Annotated in this window: 10 protein-coding genes; 2 read left to right on the top strand and 8 right to left on the bottom strand. The window is 63.3% G+C overall.

What is annotated here, in order from left to right:
• Nucleotides 1-36 precede the first annotated feature (36 nt).
• From KY494_RS00205 to KY494_RS00180, 6 genes are all read right to left on the bottom strand, one after another.
• Nucleotides 37-10,194, bottom strand: coding sequence for a YDG domain-containing protein (locus KY494_RS00205; RefSeq protein ID WP_219889408.1), 10,158 nt, complete (start codon nucleotides 10,192-10,194; stop codon nucleotides 37-39).
• A 31-nt stretch (nucleotides 10,195-10,225) separates the two neighbouring features.
• The gene (locus KY494_RS00200) at nucleotides 10,226-11,884 is read right to left on the bottom strand and encodes a ShlB/FhaC/HecB family hemolysin secretion/activation protein (protein WP_219889407.1); all 1,659 of its coding nucleotides are present in this window, start codon (nucleotides 11,882-11,884) and stop codon (nucleotides 10,226-10,228) included.
• Between the two features lie 510 nt (nucleotides 11,885-12,394).
• Complete coding sequence (locus tag KY494_RS00195; protein WP_219137212.1) at nucleotides 12,395-13,117, bottom strand: ABC transporter ATP-binding protein; 723 nt, start codon at nucleotides 13,115-13,117, stop codon at nucleotides 12,395-12,397.
• 11 nt (nucleotides 13,118-13,128) lie between these two features.
• Nucleotides 13,129-15,072: an ATP-binding cassette domain-containing protein gene (locus KY494_RS00190; protein WP_219889406.1), complete on the bottom strand. Its 1,944-nt coding sequence runs from the start codon at nucleotides 15,070-15,072 to the stop codon at nucleotides 13,129-13,131.
• A gap of 7 nt (nucleotides 15,073-15,079) precedes the next feature.
• On the bottom strand, nucleotides 15,080-15,970 hold the full coding sequence (locus KY494_RS00185; RefSeq protein WP_219136486.1) for a branched-chain amino acid ABC transporter permease: 891 nt from the start codon (nucleotides 15,968-15,970) through the stop codon (nucleotides 15,080-15,082).
• 85 nt (nucleotides 15,971-16,055) lie between these two features.
• Nucleotides 16,056-17,213, bottom strand: a complete 1,158-nt coding sequence (locus tag KY494_RS00180; RefSeq protein ID WP_219136487.1) for an ABC transporter substrate-binding protein — start codon at nucleotides 17,211-17,213, stop codon at nucleotides 16,056-16,058.
• A 350-nt stretch (nucleotides 17,214-17,563) separates the two neighbouring features.
• On the opposite strand from KY494_RS00180, the gene KY494_RS00175 reads away from it, so the two are divergent.
• Both KY494_RS00175 and KY494_RS00170 read left to right on the top strand, forming a co-directional pair.
• Entirely contained in the window at nucleotides 17,564-18,448 is an 885-nt protein-coding gene (locus tag KY494_RS00175; protein ID WP_219136488.1) for a hypothetical protein, read from the top strand.
• 9 nt (nucleotides 18,449-18,457) lie between these two features.
• Entirely contained in the window at nucleotides 18,458-18,871 is a 414-nt protein-coding gene (locus KY494_RS00170) for a hypothetical protein (protein WP_219136489.1), read from the top strand.
• A 22-nt stretch (nucleotides 18,872-18,893) separates the two neighbouring features.
• Here the strand turns inward: KY494_RS00170 and KY494_RS00165 are convergent, their stop codons facing one another.
• Together KY494_RS00165 and KY494_RS00160 are read right to left on the bottom strand one after the other, a co-directional pair.
• Nucleotides 18,894-19,397 carry a tetratricopeptide repeat protein gene (locus KY494_RS00165; protein WP_219889405.1) on the bottom strand — a complete coding sequence of 168 codons (504 nt, stop codon included), beginning with the start codon at nucleotides 19,395-19,397 and terminating at the stop codon, nucleotides 18,894-18,896.
• On the bottom strand, nucleotides 19,394-21,442 hold the full coding sequence (locus KY494_RS00160; RefSeq protein ID WP_219889404.1) for a bifunctional 2',3'-cyclic-nucleotide 2'-phosphodiesterase/3'-nucleotidase: 2,049 nt from the start codon (nucleotides 21,440-21,442) through the stop codon (nucleotides 19,394-19,396). The genes KY494_RS00165 and KY494_RS00160 overlap by 4 nt, the downstream gene beginning before the upstream one ends.
• Between the last annotated feature and the right edge of the window lie 85 nt (nucleotides 21,443-21,527).

Here is a 21,527-nt window from a genome sequence, read left to right as displayed (position 1 = left end):
TTGACAATGCGCAGCCAGCGCCTTGTCAGCGCATGCTTACTGGCTTTCGATGCTCGTGTTGCCAGCCGCCACAGGCAGTCGCAGGCCCGTATCGACCACACTCAGGCGCAAGCCCGGCAAGACATTGCTGTTCACCGATGCCGTCGTCAGCACCACTGGCGTGCTGCCGCCCTGCCGCGGTTGACTACCCTCCAGCGCCACCTGCACCGCGTCTTCCTTGCTGGTCACGGTTTCGCCTTTCGCCACCACTTCGGCCTGCACCATATTGCCCTGCGATGGCGCTACATTGACCGCCGCGATCACACTGGCCACCGCGCCTTGCCGCGCTTCGGTCGGCTTGATGGTCAGCACACCCGGCGTGTAGGTCAACGCATAGTTGCTCGACGTCTGGCCGGCCGCCGACACCAGATAGCTGCCCGATGGCGTAGCGATGCTGGCCGGTGTGCTGAACACCAGATTGCCGCTGACCTCGTTCGCCAGCGTGTCGTTGCCCAGCAAGCCCGTGTAGCTGGCCGTGAAGGCCGGATTGACAAAGCCCTGGTCTTTCTCGGCATTGCCCACCTTCACCCCCAGGGCCGCCTGCGTGATGCTGGCCGTGGTGGTCGCCGTGGCGTTGACCGTGTAATTGCCGGCGTCCGTACCGCTGAGCGCAATGCCGTTCACCGTCACCGTTTTGTTGGCGCCGGCGTTCTTGTCGGCAAAGCTGGCGCCGCTGTTGCTGATGGTCAGCACGTCGCCGGCGATACGGTTGTCCGACAGGGTCACGCTGGCGTTGGTGCTGGTGTCATACACGCGCGGCACTGCGCCCGTGGCACGCACCATCAGGCTGGCCGGCGTAATGCTGGCCGTCAAGCCGGTCGGGTTGCTGACCGTGTAGTTGCTGGCCAGGCCGGTACTGGTATCGACCAGGGTCGTGCCCGTCACCGTCACCGCCTTGGCGGTGGCCGCGTTCTTGTCGCTGAACACGGCAGTTTGACCCGCAATGCCCAGCGTTTCGCTACCCACCAGGCCGCTCAACACACCGCCGGACAGGCTGGCTTGTGCATTGCCGTCGTAGACTTTATTACCGGCCAGTTGGCCGGTCACCGTCAATGCCTTGGCCGTGATGCTGGCCGTCAAGCCGGTCGGGTTGCTGACCGTGTAGTTGCTGGCCAGGCCACTGGCCGTATCGACCAGCGTTGTACCCGTCACCGTCACCGCCTTGGCGGTGGCCGCGTTCTTGTCACTGAACACGGCAGTTTGACCCGCAATGCCCAGGGTTTCGCTACCCACCAGGCCGCTCAACACACCGCCGGACAGGCTGGCTTGTGCATTGCCGTCGTAGACTTTATTACCGGCCAGTTGGCCGGTCACCGTCAATGCCTTGGCCGTGATGCTGGCCGTCAAGCCGGTCGGGTTGCTGACCGTGTAGTTGCTGGCCAGGCCGGTACTGGTATCGACCAGGGTCGTGCCCTTCACCGTCACGGTTTTGCCATTGGCCGCGTTCTTGTCGCTGAACACCGCCGTCTGGCCGCCAAGGCCCAGGGTTTCGCTACCCACCAGGCCGCTCAACACACCGCCGGACAGGCTGGCTTGCGCATTGCCGTCATAGACTTTATTGCCGGCCAGCTGGCCGCTTACTGTCAAGGCCTTGGCTGTGATGCTGGCCGTTAAGCCCGTCGGATTGCCGACCGTATAGTTGCTGGCCAGACCGCTGGCCGTATCGACCAGCGTTGTACCCGTCACCGTCACCGCCTTGGCGGTGGCCGCGTTCTTGTCGCTGAACACGGCAGTTTGACCCGCAATGCCCAGGGTTTCGCTGCCCACCAGGCCGTTCAAGGTACCGCCGGACAGGTTGGCTTGCACATTGCCGTCATAGACCTTATTGCCGGCCAGTTGGCCGCTTACTGTCAAGGCCTTGGCCGTGATGCTGGCTGTCAGGCCGGTCGGGTTGCTGACCGTATAGTTGCTGGCCAGGCCGGTACTGGTATCGACCAGGGTCGTGCCCGTCACCGTCACGGTTTTGCCATTGGCCGCGTTCTTGTCGGCAAAGCTTGCCGTCTGGCCGGCCAGTCCCAGGCTTTCGCCCGCTACTAGGCCCGCCAGCACGCCGCTGGACAATTGCGCCGTCGTATTGCCGTCGTAGACTTTATTGCCGGCCTGCTGGCCCGTCACCGTCAGGGCCTTGGCCGTGATGCTGGCCGTCAAGCCCGTCGGATTGCCGACCGTATAGTTGCTAGCCAGGCCACTGGCCGTATCGACCAGCGTTGTACCCGTCACCGTCACCGCCTTGGCGGTGGCCGCGTTCTTGTCGCTGAACACGGCAGTTTGACCCGCAATGCCCAGGGTTTCGCTACCCACCAGGCCGCTCAAGGTACCGCCGGACAGGCTGGCTTGTGCATTGCCGTCGTAGACTTTATTGCCGGCCAGCTGGCCCGTCACCGTCAGGGCCTTGGCCGTGATGTCGGCCGTGGCGGTGGCCGTGGTGCTGTCGAGCGTGTAGTTGCCCGCGTCCACGCCACCGAGCACGATACCGCTGATATTGACGGTCTTGCCGGCCGCCGCGTTTTTGTCGCTGAAGGCGCCGCTGGCCGATGCATTCAAGCTGTCGCCCGTGACCAGCCCGCCGAATGTCGCACTGCCGGTATCGAGCGCCGCAACGGTGCCGCCATCGTAGACCTTGTTGTCTGCGGCAATCCCACCGACCGTCAGCTGTTTCTGCGCGATATCGGCTTTCACGCCGGTCGCATTGCTGACCGTGTAATTGCTGGCCAGGCCAGCCGTGGCGCCCGATCCCGCATTGCCCAGTGTGGCGCCGCTGACCGTCACGTCCTTGCCGAGGCCCGCGTTCTTGTCGCTGAATGCACCGCTCTGGCCCGACAAGGTCAAGGTTTCTGTGCCCACCAGGCCATTCAACACGCCACCGGTCAAGCTTGCCTTGTCGCTGCCATCATAGGTCTTGTTGCCAGCCGTCACGCCACTTACCGTCAACGATTTTTGGCTGATGCTGGCTTTCAGGCCAGCGCTGCTGGCGACGATATAGTTACTGGCCAGTCCGCCATTGGCGCCATCGCTCAGCGTACCGCCGGTGATGCTCACATCCTTGCCGCTGCCTGCATTCTGGTCGGCAAACTTGCCGGCAAGACTGCCCAAGCCGACCGTTTCATCCTTGACAAAACCAGACAGGGTGCCGCCCGTAAAACTGGCGCCGGCCGTGCCATCATAGGTTTTGTCGAGTGCTGTTACGTTACCGACCACCAGTGCTTTCTGCGCAATGTCGGCCTTCATGTCCATCGGCACGCTGACGGAATAATTGCTGGCCAATCCGGTACCGTTGGTCAACTCCAGGCTTTGCACACGCACGTCTTTGCCCAAGCCGGCGTTCTTGTCGGTAAATACGCCGGTCTTGCCGGTGATGGCGATGGTTTCGTCATTCACCAGGCCCTGTAAGGTACCGCCCGACAAGACTGCATCGACCGTTCCATCGTACACCTTGCCGCTGGCGCTCATGCCGCTGATCGTCAGCGCTTTTTGTATGATGTTGCCCGTCACGTTGCCCGGATTGCTGACCGTGTAATTGCTGGCCAGGCCGGTGCCGTCGGCAATGCCCACGCCACTGACCGTCACGGTCTTGCCGTTGCCGGCGTTCTTGTCGGCAAACACCCCCGTGCCACCGCTGACCAGCAGCGTTTCACCGCTGACCAGGCCACTCAAGGCGCCGCCGCTCAAGGTGGCCGCGGTGGTGCCATCGTAGACGCGCGTACCGGCCGTCATGCCCGTCACCGTCAACGCCTTCGGCGTGATATTGGCCGTAAAGGTCGGATTGGTCACCGTGTAATTGCTGGCCAGGCCGCCGTTGTTGCCGTTGACCAGCGTGGTGCCGCTCGAGGTCACGGTCTTGCCGCTGCCCACGTCCTTGTCGCTGAACCTGGCCACCAGTCCCGTCGCTCCCAGCGTTTCCGCGCCGACGGTGCCGCTGATCGCACCGCCCGAGACGCTGGCCTTGGTGCTGCCGTCATAGACCTTGTTGACCGCTGTCATGCCGGTGATCGTCACAGCCTTCGGCGTAATCGCGCCACTGCCGCTGCCGGTGGTGCTGCTCAGGTTGTAGTTGGCCGCGTCCGTGCCACCCAGGGCGATGCCGGTCACCGCCACCGTCTTGGCGACGCCGGCATTCTTGTCGGCAAACGCGGCGTTGGTGGCGCTCAGCGACAGACTGTCGCCGCCGACCATGCCATTGAAGGTTGCGCCGGTGGCGCTGACGGTGGCCTTGGTATTGGCGTCGTAGACCTTGCTGTCGGCGACGATATTGCTGACGGTGCTGATGGTGGCCTTGGTGATATTGGCCGTCAACCCGGTCGCATCGGTGACCGTGTAGTTGGACGCCAGGCCGCCATTGGCGCCGCCCGTCAAGGCCGCGCCGCTGACGGTCACCGCTTTCGCGGTGCCGACATTCTTGTCGGCAAACAGGCCTGTCATGCTGGTCAGCGTCAGGGTTTCCTTGCCGACCAGGCCGTCCAGGCTGCCGCCGCTGATGGCTGCCACCGTGCTGCCGTCGTAGACCCGGTTAGCGGCTGTTGCACCGATCACCGTCAATGCCTTCCGGGCGATGCTGGCGGTGGCCGTGGCGCTGGTATTGGTGAAGTTATAGTTGGCCAGGTCGTTGCCCGTCAGTGTGATGCCGGAGATATTGACCGTCTTGCCGGTGCCCGCATTCTGGTCGCTGAAGGCGCCGCTGGCGCTGGAAAAGGCCAGATCGTCGCCAACCACCATGCCGGTAATGACGGCCTTGCCGCCAATCACGGCGGCAGTGCTGCCATCGTAGGTCTTGTCGCTGGCGCTCAAGCCGCTGACGCTGGAAATGCTTGCCTTGGTGACGTTGCCGGTCACACTGGTCGGATTGCTGACCGTGTAATTGCTGGCCAGGCCGCCGGTATTGTCGGCCAGCGTGGCACCGGTGACGGTGACAGCCTTGCCGCTGCCGGCAGTCTTGGTGGCATAGGCGCCGCTCAAGCCGGACAGCGTCAATGTTTCGCCGCTGACCAGACCATCGAGCACGCCGCCCGCCAGGGTCGCGGCAGTGGTGCCATCATAGACGCGGGTTACCGCGCTGGCACCGGTGACCGTCAGCGCCTTCGGCGTGATATTGCCGGTCGCATCAGTGGCGTTGCTGACCGTATAGTTGCTGGCCAGGCCAGTGCCGTCGCCGAGGGAGGCGCCGGTCAACGTCACGGCCTTGCCGTTGCCCGCGTTCTGGTCATTGAATGCGCCGCTCTGGCCGGACAGGCTCAGGGTTTCGCCGATCACCAGGCCATTCAGGGTACCGCCCGAAATGGTGGCCTTGGTGTCGCCGTCGTAGACCTTGCTGGCAACGGTCACGCCGCTGACCGTCAGCGCCTTTTGCGTGATGTTGGCGCTCAAGCCAGTGACCGCACCGACCGAATAATTGCTGGCCAGACCGCCGTTGCCGCCGTCGCTCAAACTGCCGCCGGTGACCGTCACGGCCTTGTTGGTGCCGGCATTCTTGTCGCCGAAGGTACCCGACAGCGTGCCCAGGGTGAGCGTTTCCTTACCGACCAGGCCGATCAGGGTACCGCCGGCAATCACCGCTGCTGTAGTGCCGTCGTATTCCTTGTTGCCGGCCGTCGCGCCGGTCATCGTCAAGGCCTTCGGCGTGATATTGGCCGTCACGGAGGTATTGGCGAGCGTGTAGTTGGACGCCAGGCCGCCACCGCCGCCATTGCCCAGCAAGGTGCTGACGGTGACCGTCTTGCCATTGCCGGCGTTCTGGTCGGCAAACGCGGCCGTCGGACCTGCGGTCAGCGTTTCGCCGCTAACCAGGCCGGTGATGCTGCCCTTGTTGATGGCGGCCGTCGCGTTGCCATCGTACTCTTTGTTGTCCACCGCCAGGTTAGTCCAGGTCAGCGTCTTGGCCGTGATGGTGCCGGTAACGTTGGTCGGCGCGGTCACCGTATAGTTGCTGGCCAGGCCGCTGCCATCGGACAGCGTGCCCAACGTTAACGTCACCGCTTGGGTGCCGGCGTTCTTGCCGTCGAATACGCCGCCCGTGGCGCCCAGGCTCAGCGTTTCGCTGCCGATCAGGCCATTCAAGGTGCCGCCGGTCAGGGTGGCGGTGGTGCCACCGTCATATTGCCGGGTGGTGGCGGCCAGGCCCGACAAGGTCAGCGCTTTCGGCGTGATGGTGCCGGTCAGCCCGTTCGCCGTAACGATATAGTTGCCGCCGGCGCTGCCGGTGGAGATCGCCGTGACGGCCTTGCCGGTACCTGCGTCCTTCGTGTCGAAGGCGCCCGTGTTGAACGTGAGGTTGCCGCTGTCCTGCAACAGCACGCCGGACAGCGAGCCGCCGGACAGCGTGGCGGCCGTGGTGCCGTCATAGTCGCGGCTGACCACCGTCGCGCCGCTCAGGGTCGCGGCGCGCTTGTCGATGGTCAGGGTGGTGGGGTTGGAACTGATGGCGTAACCATGCTGGCCTGAATACAGGCCGCCGGCCGTGATGGCGTAGGTGCCGGCATTGACGGCGCTGCCCGCCGCGCCGTAATTCAGGGTACCGGACAGCGAGACGTTCGGGTTTGAATACGTGTAGCCCGGCGCCGCCCAGCTATTGGTGCCGTCATAGGTCTTGCTGGCGTTCGAGGCAAACGTCACCTGCAACGGCGTCATGAAGGCGCGCAGCAAGGGATAGGTATTCGTGTCGTAGACGATCCACGCGCCGGACAGGTCCCATGACGCGCCGCTGTAGGTGGCCAGCAATTTCATTTGCGCGGTGCTCAAGCCGGTGCCGGTCGCGCTCGTCGCGATGCCACTGGTGGTGGCATCCCAGAAATTGCTGCTGCCCGAGCCGAAGTTATAGCCCAGCAAACCACCGGTATTGGTGCTGCCGGTCACCTGGCCAGTAGAATAATTATTGATCACCGAGCCAACATTGCTGCCGAGCAGGCCACCCACGCCATCGACGCCGGTGACCGCTCCGGACGCATAGTTATTGTTGATAGTGCCCGTACTATTGCCGACCAGGCCGCCGACAAAGTTGTTGCCCGTCACGTTGACCGTGCTGAAGTTGCCGCTGACCGTGCCTCCCTGATTGGCGCCCACCAGGGCGCCCGTGTAATCCCTGCCCGTAATGCTGCCCCCTTCCAGGCCGACATTGCGCACGGATGCCCCGTTGGAAATATAGCCGAACAGGCCGGAAAAGTCGGTGCTCGGGCGATTCACCACCAGGCCCGAAATGGTATGGCCGGCGCCGTCGAGGCTGCCGCTGAACGGGCTGCTTGCTCCCGTGCCGACCGGAACGAAGGTCGCGCCGTTCCACACATCGCCGGCGGTACCGGTACCGGCGGCATTGATATCCTGCTTCAGCGTGTAGTTGCCAGCCAGGTTCATTGCCATCAATTGCAACTGGTGCGACGAGTAGATATTGCTGCTGTACTCGGCCGCCAGCATCGGCCCGGTGGCGCCTGTCGCGTTGCCTGCGCCGTTGAGCGAGCCGTCGGTATTGACCATGACCCAGTTATTGCCCGTTGCACCGGTCGTGGTCGTGAAAGTAAAGGCGCTGAAATTCGATGCTGTTTGCATTTGCGTCGATGTCAGGCCAGTGAGCGAGGGAGTGCTGGGGCCGCCGTTATTGCCGACACCTGCTATGCCAGAGTTCACGGTCGTGTTGTAATACCCGCCAGTGATCACGGGACTGGTGCCGGCAGCGATACTGCCGAGTACGCCGCCCAGGACTCCGGAACCGCCTGGAAGCAGGCTCACCGCGCCAGACGAATACACATTCACGATCGAGCCCGCACTGGTGTTGGTGCCAACCACGCCGCCCACGGCCGTGACGCCCGTTACCGTGCCGGTCGCGTAACTGTTTTTGATAATGCCTGAGTTTCCTCCAACCAAGCCACCGATGCCGGTGGCGACCAGGCCAACGCTGCTCACCGCGCCGGTCGAATAGCTATTGATGATCTGGCTGGATGCGACATTGGAGCCGACCAGACCGCCGGTCAGGCTTTTGCCCGTCACGGTGCCGGTATTGAAACTGTTGGTGATGACGCCGGTAGCGCGATTATAGGATGTTAGCCCCCCTGTATTGCTGGTTCCTGACACATTGCCGCTATTAAAACTATTGCTGATAATACCCAGATTGTTACCAGTCAGGCCGCCCGCAGTGTACGCGCCCACCACATCACCAGCATTATAGCTGTTGGTAATGCTGCTGGTTTTGGTGGTATTGCCAACCAGCCCCCCCAGCCAGAAGTCATAGTTCCCCACGACGCTGACCTTGCTGCTGTTGTAGCTGTCACTGATTGTGCCACTGTTGAGTCCGACGAGGCCGGCGCCGATGGCGCCGGTCGTGACCGTCACCGAACCACCGCTGACATACGCATTGCTGATGGTGCCACTGTTGATACCGGCCAGTCCGGCAATATTGCCTTGTGCTGCGACGATATTGGCGCTGATGACAGGCGCGACCAGCCCGATATTGCGCAGGCTGCCGCTATTGGAGCCGAACAGGCCCGCCAGGCCCGCCGAGGCGGTGGTGGAACTGGTCAAGCCGGTCACGACATGGCCCAAGCCGTCGAACTGACCGGTGAATGGCGTGGCGGTGGTGCCGATCGGCGTGAAGCCGTTGGCGCCCCAAACCGCCGTGCTCGACGTGCCGCTGGCGTCGATATTTGCACCCAGCACGAAGTAGCCGCTCAGCGCATTTTTCAGGCCCTGCAAATCGGTGCCGCTGGTGCTGGTGGCCGCGCCCAGGCTGTTGATCACCGTATAGGTCGTCGCCGTCACCGTATCGCTGCCCAGCTTGGTGCTGAAGTTCAGCCCCGACGGCAGGTCGATCTCGGCCTTGACGTTGTACTTGCTCGTGTTACCGGACGCCACGTTAGCCTGGCCATATTCCAGCGCCAGGCTGGCCGTGCCGGAGCCGCGCAGCGGCTGGTTGATGTTGATATTGTTTTGCGCCGTCAACTTCAGCTGGTTGGCCGACCACGAAATCGTGTCGTTGACGTTGATGTCGCCCAGCACGCCGCTGCCGCCCGAGATGCTCTGAATCTGGACACTGCTGCTCTTGAGCGCATTCGTAAAAAACGCGCCGGTCTGGTCGCCGCCGGTCGCCGCGATGGTGTAGTCGCTCGGGTCAATCAGCCAGGTGCCGGTCAGGCCGTGGCTGGATGCCGTCGTGACCTTCAGCGCGTCATCGAGTTTCACGTGCGCGGCCGAAGTATCGATAAAGCCGCCCTTGCCGCTGACGGGCGCGCTGGCGTCCAGCGTGCCGCCCGCGTTCACCGTGCCGGTCTGCATGTCTCCCAGCAATTTGATCGTGCCGCCGCGCGTGGCTATCGTCTGCGCCTCGATCACGCCCGTGTTGTTGACGACGGTTCTCAGCAAGTCGCCGGCCGCCTGCGCCGTCAAGACCACGCTGCCGCCATCGGCCCGGATCATGCCGCCATTGTTGACCAAAGCACCCACGGCGCCCGCGTTGACGGCGACATTGAGCAAGCCGTCGCCCGCCACGTCCAGCGTGATGGCGCGGCCCGCCGCCAGCGCCACCGAGCCCAGGCGTGCCTGGATCGTGCCTTCGTTCGACACGTTGGCGCCCAGCAAGGCCACATAGCCGCCCGGCGCGCTGATCGAGCCCTGGTTCAGGACTTTACCCGTGCCATTGCCGCTAAATTGGTACTTGCCGGCCATGAAGTCGCTATTCGAAATATCCAAGGTCGAAGCCACCAGGCCGGCCGTATTGACCGATGCGCCCTGGCCGAACAGCACGCCGTTCGGATTGACAATAAACACCTTGCCATTGGCCGACAAGTTGCCGAGGATGGTCGTGCCATCGCTGCCCAGCACGCGGTTCAGCGCCACCGCATTGCTGTTGGGCTGCTGAAACTGCACCGACTCGCCCTTGCCGACATTGAAACTGGCCCAGTTGATGACGGCGTTCTGGCTGCCCTGCCTGATCACCGTGGCACCGGGCGCGCCGTTGATCGTCGCCTGCCCCGCCACCACCGTGCCGCCCGCCGGCCCGGCCAGCGCCAGACTGCCGTAGCCCATCATCAGCGCCGCCGCCATGCTGGTCAAGGCGAAATGCGCGCCGCCCCCGCTGCATCCTGGCATCGAGCGCTTGCCGGCGGATTTGACGTTTTCGGACACGGCGGCGTAGGCACCGGTGGCCTGGTTCCAGATGGAGCGGTAGATGCGGTTCATGGCGGTGTCCTGATTTTTGAGCTTGTATTAATTAGAAGTACTTGACGGCTTGCAGCCAGAAGCGGCCGGCGGAGTCCGGTGCGGACGTCGCCTTGGCATTGCCCAGCTTGTGCGCGTAATACGCTTTCAGGACGAGCGCATTGGCGCCCGTCCACGTCACGCCCACGCCGGCGCCGCTCAGGGTGCGGCGGTTCTCGCCGGCGCTCCACGCGTCGCGGTTCAGCTTGACGCTGCCCGTGTCGGCAAAGGCCAGCACTTGCAGCTGACCAGCCACGGCAGTGAACGCCGGCAAGTTGTGCCGCAATTCCACATTCAGCACGTAACCCTGGTCGCCATACGCCTCGCCGCCCGGATAGGCGCGCACGCCGCCCACGCCGCCGATGCCCATCTTTTCCGAGACATCGAGGTTTTTCGACGCGGCCTGGCCGCTGAGGCTGCCGAACAAGCTCGTCTCGCCGCCCAGGCTTTGCACGCGCGCCGCGTTGAAGGCGAGCTTGTTGAAGTGGCCGTTGCTCTTCACCGTCAGCTGGTCGAGCCGCAAGGCGAGCGGCGTCTCGATTGCGATCTTGCCCGTGGTGTAAGTGATGGAATACGTGCTCACGCCACCGCCACCCCAGCCATCCTTGGCGTCGCCGTTCAGGTTCAGCATCCACACGCTGGCCGTCTTGTCGTTGACCGTACCCGTCGATTCCGTGCGGTCCTGGAACGTCTTGTCGTCGTAGCTGACCTGCGCATACAGGTTGCTGCCGCGCGAGCGGATCAGCGGATAACTGCCATACGCGCTGGCGATCTTCGCCGTGCCCTTGGCGTCGAGCACGGCAAATTCCTTGCCCAGCTTGTAATCCATATACGTGTAAGCGCCGCCCAGGCGCAGCAACCCGGCCTGGCCCTGGTACGCCAGACGGCCATAGTTCAAGCCGTCGGCCGAGGTAAACGCGCGCACGCTGGCCACGTCGCCGATGCCGGCCAGTTCATTGATGTTCAAGGTGGCGCCGATGCGGTTGCGGCCCGTGTAGCGGTTGCCCTGGTTATCGACGTCGATGCTGCCGTTGAAACGCGATCCCGGCTGCACCTCGACGATGAGGTCGGACGCGCCCAGGGATGCGCCCGGCGCCAGGGTCGAGCTGACCTGCACGCCAGGTAAATCCGACAGCAGCAGCAAGCGCCGCTCCAGCGGCGGCGTGGAAATCACTTGCCCGTCGAGACCGGCCAATATCGTGCCCGCCAGGCCGTCGGACAGATTGCTCTGGTTGCGCAGCTGCACCTGGCCATACCGGCCCGGCAGCACATCGATAACGACGACGCCATCGTGGATATCTTGCGCGGGCAGATACGCCTGCGCGAGGAAATAGCCGCGGTTCTGGTAATAGCTGGCAATCTTGCTGGCCATGGCGCGCAGCTCGCCCAGGGTCAGCTCGCTGCCGGGCACGAAACCCGTGGCCGCGAGCAGTTCGCTCTCGGCAAAGACGGGCGGCGCCGTCACCTGCAGGCGCCGCACCGTGATGCGCGTGGTATCGCCCACCGTGGTGGCCGGCACATTGCCCTGCTGCACGCGGATGGCCGGCGGCGCCTTCGGCAACTGGGGCGCGACAGGAATCTGCTGCAGCTGGCTGCCGGCGCTGGGGGGATCGACGGCGTACGCGTTCTGGATCAACAGCAGCAGAGTCAGGGGCAGGAGTTTGGCGCGCAAAAGATCCTCTCGATCACATCATCAGCGGTGGGCGGCAAAGTTGCCAAATATTAATTTAATAGTTCCTACACTGTAACAGTTCCGTTCTACAACTTGACCATCTTTATTTTTTATATTAAGAAAGTGCTCATCGATTCGCTTTCCTGGCGAGTTTGGCGCGCCAAATGCACAAACGGCGCGTCGATCAGGCAGTTTCTGGTCGATTTGACGGTAAGCGCTACGTTCTGAATCGATGATTTCCCGCAGCAGTGACGGCGCCACGCGCCATCGCTCGCCGTCGCACGGCAGGGAGCAGGGAGCAAGTTTGGGGATGGTGCCGACGCGTTCGCCAGGTACTCGTCGGTGAAGGCGACGGTATCGTCGGGTTTGAATTCAGGCAGGTCCGGCGCAAGCGTGCCGCTGCGGTGATCGAAGCAAATACGTCAAGCCATGATTTGACACGACCAATTAATCTCCCGCACTGACACCATCGTCAGTGCGGGAGCTGGAGCACGCGCGTCCAACGTCCTCTCAATGCCCTCCCCCCAGATACGCGGCGATCACCTTCGGATCGGTCTTCAGGCTCTCGGCCGGGCCGTGCACGGAGATGCTGCCGTTTTCCAGCACGTAGCCGTAATCGGCCACGTTCAGGGCGGCGGCGGCGAATTGCTCCACCAGCAGCATGGTCACGCCTTCGCCTTTCAGGCGCGTGATGATGCGGAACACTTCCTCCACCAGGATCGGCGCCAGGCCCATCGACGGTTCGTCGAGCAGGATCACTTCCGGGTTCAGCATGACGGCGCGGGCCATGGCCAGCATCTGCTGTTCGCCGCCCGACAAGGTGCCGGCCAGCTGGTCGCGCCGCTCCTTCAGGCGGGGGAACAGCTCCAGGGCCTTGTCCAGGTCGCCCTTGATGTCGCCTTTCGGGCGCGCGCGCGTAAAGCGGGGAAAGGCGCCCAGCAGCAGGTTGTCCGTCACCGACATCGAGGCGAACACGCGCCGCCCTTCCGGCGAGTGGGCCAGGCCCGCGCGCGCGATGCGGTGCGAATCGAGCCCCGTGACATCCTTGCCGCCCAGGGTGACGCTGCCCGATTTGGGTTTCAACATGCCGGAAATGGCGCGCATGGTGGTGGTCTTGCCGGCGCCGTTCGAGCCGATCAGGGTCACCAGCTTGCCCTTCGGGACTTCCAGCGAAATGCCGTGCAGGACTTCGACTTTGCCGTAGGCGGCGTGCAGATTGGAGATAGTCAGCATGATGGTTCCTCTCAGTGCGCCGCAGGGCTCAGGGTGTCGGCGCTGCCGCCCAGGTAGGCTTCGATCACTTTCGGATCGCTCTGGACAAGCGCGGGTGCGCCTTCGGCGATCTTCTGGCCGAAGTCCAGCACCGTCACCACGTCCGACAGGGCCATCACCACGTCCATGTGGTGCTCGATCAGGATGATGGTGATGCCGTGGTCGCGGATCTTGCGGATGATGGCCATCAGCTCCTTGATGTCGGGCGCCGTCAGGCCCGCCGCCGGTTCGTCGAGCAGCAGCAGGCGCGGGTTGAGGCCCAGCGCGCGGCCGATTTCCAGCAGCCGCTGCTTGCCGTACGGCAGATTGCGCGCCTCTTCGTTGGCCAGGTCCGCCAGGCCGACGAATTCGAGGATGCTGGCGGCCCGCTCGCGCGCGGCCTTCTCTTCGCGCTTGTAGCGCGGCGTGTGCAGCATCACGTCCAGCACGTTCGACTTGAAGGTATTGTGCAAGCCCACCAGCACGTTTTCGGTGGCCGTCATCTCGCCGAACAGCTGCACGTTCTGGAAGGTGCGCGCCACGCCGCCCAGGGCGATTTCGGACGGCGTGCGGCCGGAAATGACGGCGCCCGCAAATTCGACCTTGCCCGCCGTCGGCTTGTAGATGCCCGTCAGCACGTTCATCATCGTGCTCTTGCCCGAGCCGTTCGGCCCGATCAAGCCGTGCACGGAGCCTTGCGTGACGTTCAAGTCCACCTGGTTCAGCGCTTTCAGGCCGCCGAACTGCATCAGGGCCTGGTCCACGCGCAGCAGCGTTTCGCCGCGCTGGCCGCCCTGGGCGTGGTCAAAAGGCGCCACGCCGTGCGAAGCGACGGCCTGCACATGGCGCCGGCCCTTGCCCACAAAACTCATCAGGAAGCCGACGATGCCGTCCTGCAGGTAATAGACGACAAATAAGGTCATCAGGCCGAAGATGGTCAGGCGCCAGTCGATCATATTGTCCAGTTTATAGGAATACGCGGCCAGGCCGATGGTGGCGACCAGCGGCACGAGCACGCCGCGCACGGTGGAGCGCTTCTTGGCCAGCATGAAGGCCGAGCCGATCACGCCCAGCACGGCGGCGGCGACAGCGATCTTGCGGAACAACTCGATGTCCGCCAGCAAACTGGGCAGCATGACGACGATCAGGGCGCCGATCAAGGCGCCCGAGCGCGTCTTGCGCCCGCCCATGATGACGGCCAGCAGGAACAGGATCGTCAGCTCGAAGTTGTAGGTATTGGGCGAGATATATTCTTCCGAATACGCATACAGGCTGCCGGCCAGGCCCGCGAAGCCGGCGCTGATGACAAACGCATACACTTTATAGCGATACACGGACACGCCCATGCAATCCGAGGCGATGGGGCTGTCCCGCAATGCTTCAAACGCCCGCCCCAGGTTCGACTTCAGGATGCGGTGCACCACCACCAGCGAGATCACCATCAGCGCGGCGACCATGTAGTAGTACTCCACCTCGCTCAATCTGTGGCCGAACAGGACGGGCTTGTGGATCTTGATGCCCATCGGGCCTTCCGTCAGGAAGCTCATTTCATTGATCAGGATTTGTATGATGGTGCCGAAGGCGAGCGTGACCATGGCCAGGTACGGTCCCGTCACGCGCAGGGCCGGCAAGGCCAGGATGGCGCCAAACAGGGCCGCGCCGACGATGCTGGCGGGAATGGCCAGCCAGAACGACAGGCCCAGCTTGAACACCAGCACGCCCGTGGCATACGAGCCGATGCCGAACAGGCCCGCGTGGCCCAGCGACACCTGCCCCGTGTAGCCGACGACGATGTCGAGGCCGAACAGCAGGATGGCGTAGATCAGGATGGTTTCGGCCAGGTGGATGTAGTAGGGATTCGGGATAAGGATGGGGAACAGCACGAGCGCGGCCAGGCCCGCCGCGCTCAGCGCCAGCATGGTGAATTTCTTGTTCATGTGATCCTCAGACTTTCTTGATCGCGGCTTTGCCGAACAGGCCGGACGGCTTGACGGCCAGCACCAGCAGCAACAGCAGCAGGCCTGGCACTTCCTTGTAGCCGGTGGAAATGTAATAGCCGGTGGTGGTCTCGGCGATGCCCAGGATCAGGCCGCCGACGACGGCGCCCATGCCCGAGGTCAACCCGCCGATGATGGCCACCGCGAACGCTTTCAGGCCCAGGGACGCACCCATGGTGGCGCCGGTCAGGGTCAGGGGCGCCACCAGCACGCCCGCGAAGGCGGCCGTGGCCGACGACAGCGCATACGAAAAGGTGATCACCATGCCCGTGTTGATGCCCATCAGGCCGGCCGCGTCGCGGTCATTGGCCGTCGCCACCACGGCCTTGCCGTAAATCGACTTGCGGTTGAACAGCTCGACGGCCAGCATGATGGCCAGCGCGCCGACGATGACGGCCACCTGCATCGGCTGCACGTTCGCGCCCAGTACCTTGAATGGCGCGGCCGAGAGCGGCGACGGGAAGGTCAGGTCGTCCTTGCCCCAGATATTTTCCGCCACGTTCTTGAAAATGATGGCCAGCGCGATGGTCGACATGATCCAGCCGAATTCGGACTTGATCTTGATGGCAGGCCGCACGCCTATCCATTCGACGAACACGCCCTGCAAGGCGCCGAAGGCGATGACGATGGGGATCATCAGGAGATAGCTCATGTAAGGGCCGCCGTGGATGGTGCCCACCAGCGAAAGGCCCACCAGCGCCCCCAGCATCAGGGACTCGCCCTGGCCGAAATTGAGGGTGCCGGAAGTGGCGAAGGTCAGCTGGTAGCCGAAGGCGATAACGGCATAGATCATGCCCAGCGCGATGCCGCTGAAGACAAGCTGCAGGAAGATTTCCATGGTATTCCCCGGAAGACGAAAGATGAAAAAATGGCCAGTCCTGATTCCTCAAGGCTGGCCATTGCGCGGCGAATGTCCGCAGCGATTACTTGGCGAGGACGACCTTGCCGTCCTTGACTTCGCCAAACACGGTCACTTCGGCCGTGATGGCTTCATGGTTGGTCTTGCTGAACGGTTTGTTGTAGGTCGTCACGGCGCCTTCCACCTTGTCCGTCAGGTTTTCCAGCGCGGCGCGCACTTTCGGGCCATCGGTGCCGCCCGCCTGCTTGAAGGCCGCGGCCAGCAGGTAGATGGAATCGTAGCCTTGCGCAGCCGAGACGGCCGACGGCATGCGTCCGCCTGACGGCTTGTAGGCAGCCACGTAGGCGTCGATGAAGGCCTTGCGCTTCGGCGTACTGGCATCCTGGATGAAGGTTTGCGGCATGCGCGTGCCATTGCCGTTCTTGCCGGCGTTGTCGATGAAGTTACCCATGGCCAGGGTCCAGCTGCCGATCAGCGGCACTTTCCAGCCCAGTTTTTCCATGCCGTTGGCGATCTGCGCCAGTTCCGGGCCGATGCCGTAGGTCAGCACCACTTCCGCGCCAGCCTGCTTGGCTTTCAGCAGCTGGGCCGTCATGTCGACGTCCTTGATATTGTATTTTTCAATGGCGACGGGCTTGACGCCTTTCTTTTCCAGCGCCTTTTCCAGGTCTTCGCGGCCCAGCTGGCCATAGTTGGTCGAGTCGGCGAGGATCGCCACTTTCTTGAACTTGCGGTTCTCGATCGCCTCGTGCACGATCATGCCGGACTGGATGGTGTCATTGGCCGCATTGCGGAAGATGTAGTTTTCCGGCTGGTCGGCGAACTGCTTGGTGACGATGGAGCCGGTCGCCACATTGTTCATGACGGGAATCTTGGCTTCCTGGTAGAAGCGCTGCGAAGCCAGGGCCACGCCCGTGTTGATATAGCCGACGGTGGCGGCGACTTTTTCCTTGTTGATCAGTTCCTGGGCAATTTGCACGCCCCGTTCGTTCTTCGCTTCGTCGTCGCGCTCGATCAGCAACAGCGAACGGCCCAGCACGCCGCCTTTGGCATTGATTTCAGCGACGGCCAGCTTGACGCCGTCGCGCATCGACACGCCCATCGGCGCGGAGCCGCCCGTGAACGGACCGGACACGCCGATCTTGATGGGTTCGGCTGCGAAAGCGGATTGAGAGAAACCCAGCACCAGACTTGCAACGAGCAATTTCTGTTTGAAATTCATTTGTCATCTCCTTTAATACAACATTTTTTTTTATAGTCGTACGCTGGATAACCGCCCCATCGATAAAACATTGTAGGTGAGTAATCTGACAGCAGCAACAGATACATATGACGCATCGCAGCATGTGTAAAACGCCCAATTGCTTGGTCGATTGTCAGTCTTCTGTAAGGAACATATGACGCAGTGGCACATGATGTTCCTTTCTGAAACACCGCTGGCACGGCCCCCTGCGCCGCTGGCGGCCCGTCCTGATCTGTCGCAAGGCCGGCGCGCGCTCCCGGTGCTAAGGTCGTGGAACCAAGGTCATCCGGCCTGGGCAAGGCAATCTGATCCATTCAATTGGAGGCTCTATGCGCCAGTCGATCACTACACTCTGTGCATGCCTGCTGGCGGGAGTCCTGAGCAGCGGCTGCCAGAATTTCAAGCCTGTCGAGCAATTTGCGGGGCAAACCACGGCCGTTACCGCCACGTTTACGCCGATGCTGGGGCACTCCATGCACAGCTGCACCAATAATATGCGGCGCAAGGGACTCATCGTCGACCGCCCGTACGCGCCGCAGGATACAGAACAGGCCGCCACGGACAGTTGCATGGCGTATGCACAGGCGCTGGCCGGATCCGCCGAGCTGAACAATGTGCTACAACGCTATGCCAGCGTGCTGGCGGCGCTGGCCAACGACAGCCTGTCTGACTACAACGATGACATCGGCGCGCTGGGCACATCGCTGGCGGCCCTGCAATCGAGCGGCGGCACGCCCTTGCTCGATGCCGACAAGCTGGGCAAGGTCGTGCAGTTGAGCGACTTGCTGAGCCGCGTCGCGACACAGCGCAAGCAGGCGGCGGGCATCCGCGCATTGCTCGAGCGCGAAGAAGATATTTATATCATCAGCGATGCGCTCAAGACCTTCGCGCAAGCCAATTACCAGGCCAATCTGCGCGACGAGAACATGACCATCGCCACCCTGAACGGCGCGCTCGACGCCGCCGCCGCCCGGGAACCGCTGGCCAGCAGCTACCTGAAGGCCAAGCTCTACCTGGACAGCCGGCAGTTGCGCGAACGGGGCAAACTCGTCGAAGCCTATGCCGCAGCCATCACGGAACTCCAACGCAGCATCAGCGCCCTGCGCGCCAAGCCCATGCAAGATCCCGGCCTGGCGCGCCAGCTCAATGCCTTTGCCAGCCAGGTCGACGTCCTGCAGCGCCAAGCCACGCAGTATTCCCCCGCACCCTGGTAGGAGGCCAACATGAACACGCTTATCGCCCTTGATGAGAAACAAGTCGACGACATCGCCGACAGGCTGGCGCAGGCATCGAACCAGGTGCTCGAACTGCGCGTGCGCCTGAACAACGCACTGACGTCGGTGCCGCGACAGGTGCTGCAGGATCTGCGGCAAATTGAAATCCATCTCGACCAGATGGTGGCGTTTTTCCGCGCCCAGGGTATTTATATGATCAACCAGGGTGCGCAGCAGGCCGTGGCCAACGTGAATGCGGCCATCGAACACGGCAAGCAAACGGTGGCCGACATCCATGATACGAAAGCGGCCATCAAGGCCGCCGCCGGCCTGCTCGACCTGGCCGGCGCCCTGCTGTCGCGCAATCCGCTGGCCGTGGTCGAAGCGGCGAACCATCTGCGGGCCAAACCCGGCGCAGCCTAGTCCGGCCTGCACGCTCAATGCATCACGGCTCGGGCTGCCGATGCCCCATCGCGTGTTCGGCCATTTTCAGGAACAGGGCCGCTTGCGCCTCGTGGTGGGCATAACCCATCCGCCCCTCGCTCAGGGCGACGGACTTTTGCAGCAGCGCTTCCGGGTAGTCGGCGTCGCAGGCCGCATCGAGCCAGAAGCGCGCCCTGGCCTCGTCCCCGGCCAGCAGCATGTTAGCCAGGATGAACATGGCGGGCGCCACCTGGCGCTGTGCCGCCAATTCCAGCCAGCGCGAGGCGGCGGCGCTGTCCTGCGCGCCACCCATGCCGTTTTTCAGCATCAGGCCCAGGTAATACGCGGCGGCACCGCTGCCCTGCCCTGCCGCTGTTTCAAACAAGACGCGCGCCTGCGGCTGCCCGGCGGGGCCGGTGCGCATCAGCGCCTTGGCCTGCGTCACCGTGGTCACGGCATCCGCGCCTGCCCACGCCAGCGGCGCCACGGCCAATAGCAGCACCAGCAGCCACGCTTGCCGCTTCACTGCGACAGATCGATCTGATACAGCGCAAAACCCTTGCCCGCGCCATCATCAGGCTTCAGCTGCGTCACAGTGGTGATGCCGGCCGCTTTGGCCAGCTCGATCACGTTCGGCGCGGAGTGGAACACCACCGGGCCTTTCGTGGCGGCTTTGGCGAAGCGCCAGCTGCGCGCCGAGCCGTTTTTCGCCCGCGTCAGGTTTTTCTCTTGCGTGACGTAGGCGATCAAGAGTTCGCGGTTGTTGTCGGGCGAGGCCACCACCGTCTTGCTGCCGTCGAGGCCAGGGAAATTGCCGCCGCCGCTGGCGCGGTAATTATTTGTCGCGATGAGGAATTCCTGGCCTGCGTCCACCGGCCTGCCCTTGTACGTCAGCGCCTGGATGCGCCGGCCCGGCGGCTGCGTGACGTCGATCTGGTAGCGCACATCGGCGCTGGTGATGGCGTCGAAGTTGTAGCTGGGGTGGGCCGTGTTGACCAGCTCCTGCGCTTCCAGCTTGTTCGGATCGATGGTATTGAAGCGCCGCGCCGACTGTTCCAGCCAGGCTTTCAGTTCCGCGCCATTCATCTTCACGCCGTACAGCGCGTTCGGATATAAATACAGGTCGGCCGCGTTGTTCAGCGCCACATTGCCCGCCTTGACATCCGTGTAGTCGGATACGCCGGCCGAACCGCTCTTGAACGGCGACGACATCGACAGCACGGGCAAGTGCGCGTACTGCGGCAGGTTCGCCTTGACGTACGCGGCAAGATAACCCGATTGCGCCTGGTTCACCACTTCGATGGCGCTGACGTCGCCCACGTCGGCGAAATACGTCGACATGCGGAAATCCGTGGCGCCGACCGGCGTCTGCACGTAGGCGATCGTCGCCGCGTGCTCCTCGGCCACCAGCCTGGCGATGGCCGCATCGGGCGTCACATAGCTTTTATCCGCGTTCTGGATGCCGCGCGCTTCCACCGTGGTGGCGCTCTTGTCGATGAGCCACTGCTTGCCGTCGTGGCGCAGGCGCAAGCCGATCACGCCCAGGTGCTTGCCCCACAAATTGGCCATCACGGTAGGCACGCCGTTGACCAATCCCTTGACCTTGTCGACGCCGGGCAAATTAAACTGCGGCACCGTGCTGGTCGCGTTCGGGAACAGCTGGTGCGAATGGCCGATCAGCATGGCATCCACGCCCGGCACCTGCGACAGGTAGTAATTGCCGTTTTCCATGGTCGGCGAATATGGGCTGTCATCGAGGCCGCCGTGCGAAATGGCCACCACCAGCTCGGCGCCCCGGGCGCGCATCTCGGGGATGAATTTTTCCGCCGTCTCGCGCACGCCCTGCGTGTAGACGCGCCCTTCCAGCCAGCGCTTGTCCCACGCCATGATGGTGGGCGGCGCAAAGCTGATGATGCCGACCTTCACGCTGCTGGTTACCGGTTTGCCGTCGGGGCCGGCCGCCGTGATCTGCTTGTCGATGATGTGATAGGGCGCAAACAGGGGCTGGCCCGTCCTGACGCTGTAGACATTGGCCAGCACTTGCGGGAACGCGGGGCCGGCGCAGCGCGGCTTGCCGGCATCGACGCTGTCGACGTCGAACTGGTTGCCCGTCACCTGGTTCAAAAAGGCCAGGCCATAGTTGAATTCATGGTTGCCGATGCCGCCGCCATCGACCTTCAGCAGATTCATCGCCTTGTAGATGGCCAGGGTCTGGTCGCAGGCCAGCGGTTTGACCAATGCCTGGTAGTCGGCCAGCGCCGTGCCCTGGATGGTGTCGCCGTTGTCGAGCAACAGGTTGTTCGGAAATTGCGCGCGCGCCTGGGCGATCAGCGCCGCCGTGCGTTCCAGGCCGATCGACGGTTCCGCCTGCAGCTTGTAGTAATCATAACTGAGCACATTCGCGTGCAAGTCCGTCGTCTCCAGCAGGGCCAGCGTGGCCGTGCTGCCCGCCGGCGCGGCCGATGCGGCCAGGGTAGGCCCGGTGGTGGCGGCGGGCGGCAAGGCGCCGCAGCCGGCCAGCAGCAGCGGTAACAGGGCGAGACGGGGAAGTTGGCGCAGGGGGTGGCACATGAGATGTTCCTGTGGAAAGACAATATCGCCAGCATCATACGCAGCACGCCAGCCATCTTCAAGGCAAAAATATTGTCGCAAATAC

The organism is Janthinobacterium sp. PAMC25594 (assembly GCF_019443505.1).
Taxonomy (GTDB): Bacteria; Pseudomonadota; Gammaproteobacteria; order Burkholderiales; family Burkholderiaceae_D; genus Janthinobacterium.
Note: the sequence above shows the minus strand (reverse complement) of the source record. Positions and strands in the feature narration are given on the sequence as shown.

Bases quoted from the DNA above. Each gene is read 5' to 3' on its own strand.
- KY494_RS00195 (WP_219137212.1), bottom strand. From the start codon at position 13,117: ATGCTGACTATCTCCAATCTGCACGCCGCCTACGGCAAAGTCGAAGTC.
- KY494_RS00190 (WP_219889406.1), bottom strand. From the start codon at position 15,072: ATGAACAAGAAATTCACCATGCTGGCGCTGAGCGCGGCGGGCCTGGCC.
- KY494_RS00185 (WP_219136486.1), bottom strand. From the start codon at position 15,970: ATGGAAATCTTCCTGCAGCTTGTCTTCAGCGGCATCGCGCTGGGCATG.
- KY494_RS00170 (WP_219136489.1), top strand. From the start codon at position 18,458: ATGAACACGCTTATCGCCCTTGATGAGAAACAAGTCGACGACATCGCC.
- KY494_RS00205 (WP_219889408.1), bottom strand. From the start codon at position 10,194: ATGAACCGCATCTACCGCTCCATCTGGAACCAGGCCACCGGTGCCTAC.
- KY494_RS00160 (WP_219889404.1), bottom strand. From the start codon at position 21,442: ATGTGCCACCCCCTGCGCCAACTTCCCCGTCTCGCCCTGTTACCGCTG.
- KY494_RS00175 (WP_219136488.1), top strand. From the start codon at position 17,564: ATGCGCCAGTCGATCACTACACTCTGTGCATGCCTGCTGGCGGGAGTC.
- KY494_RS00180 (WP_219136487.1), bottom strand. From the start codon at position 17,213: ATGAATTTCAAACAGAAATTGCTCGTTGCAAGTCTGGTGCTGGGTTTC.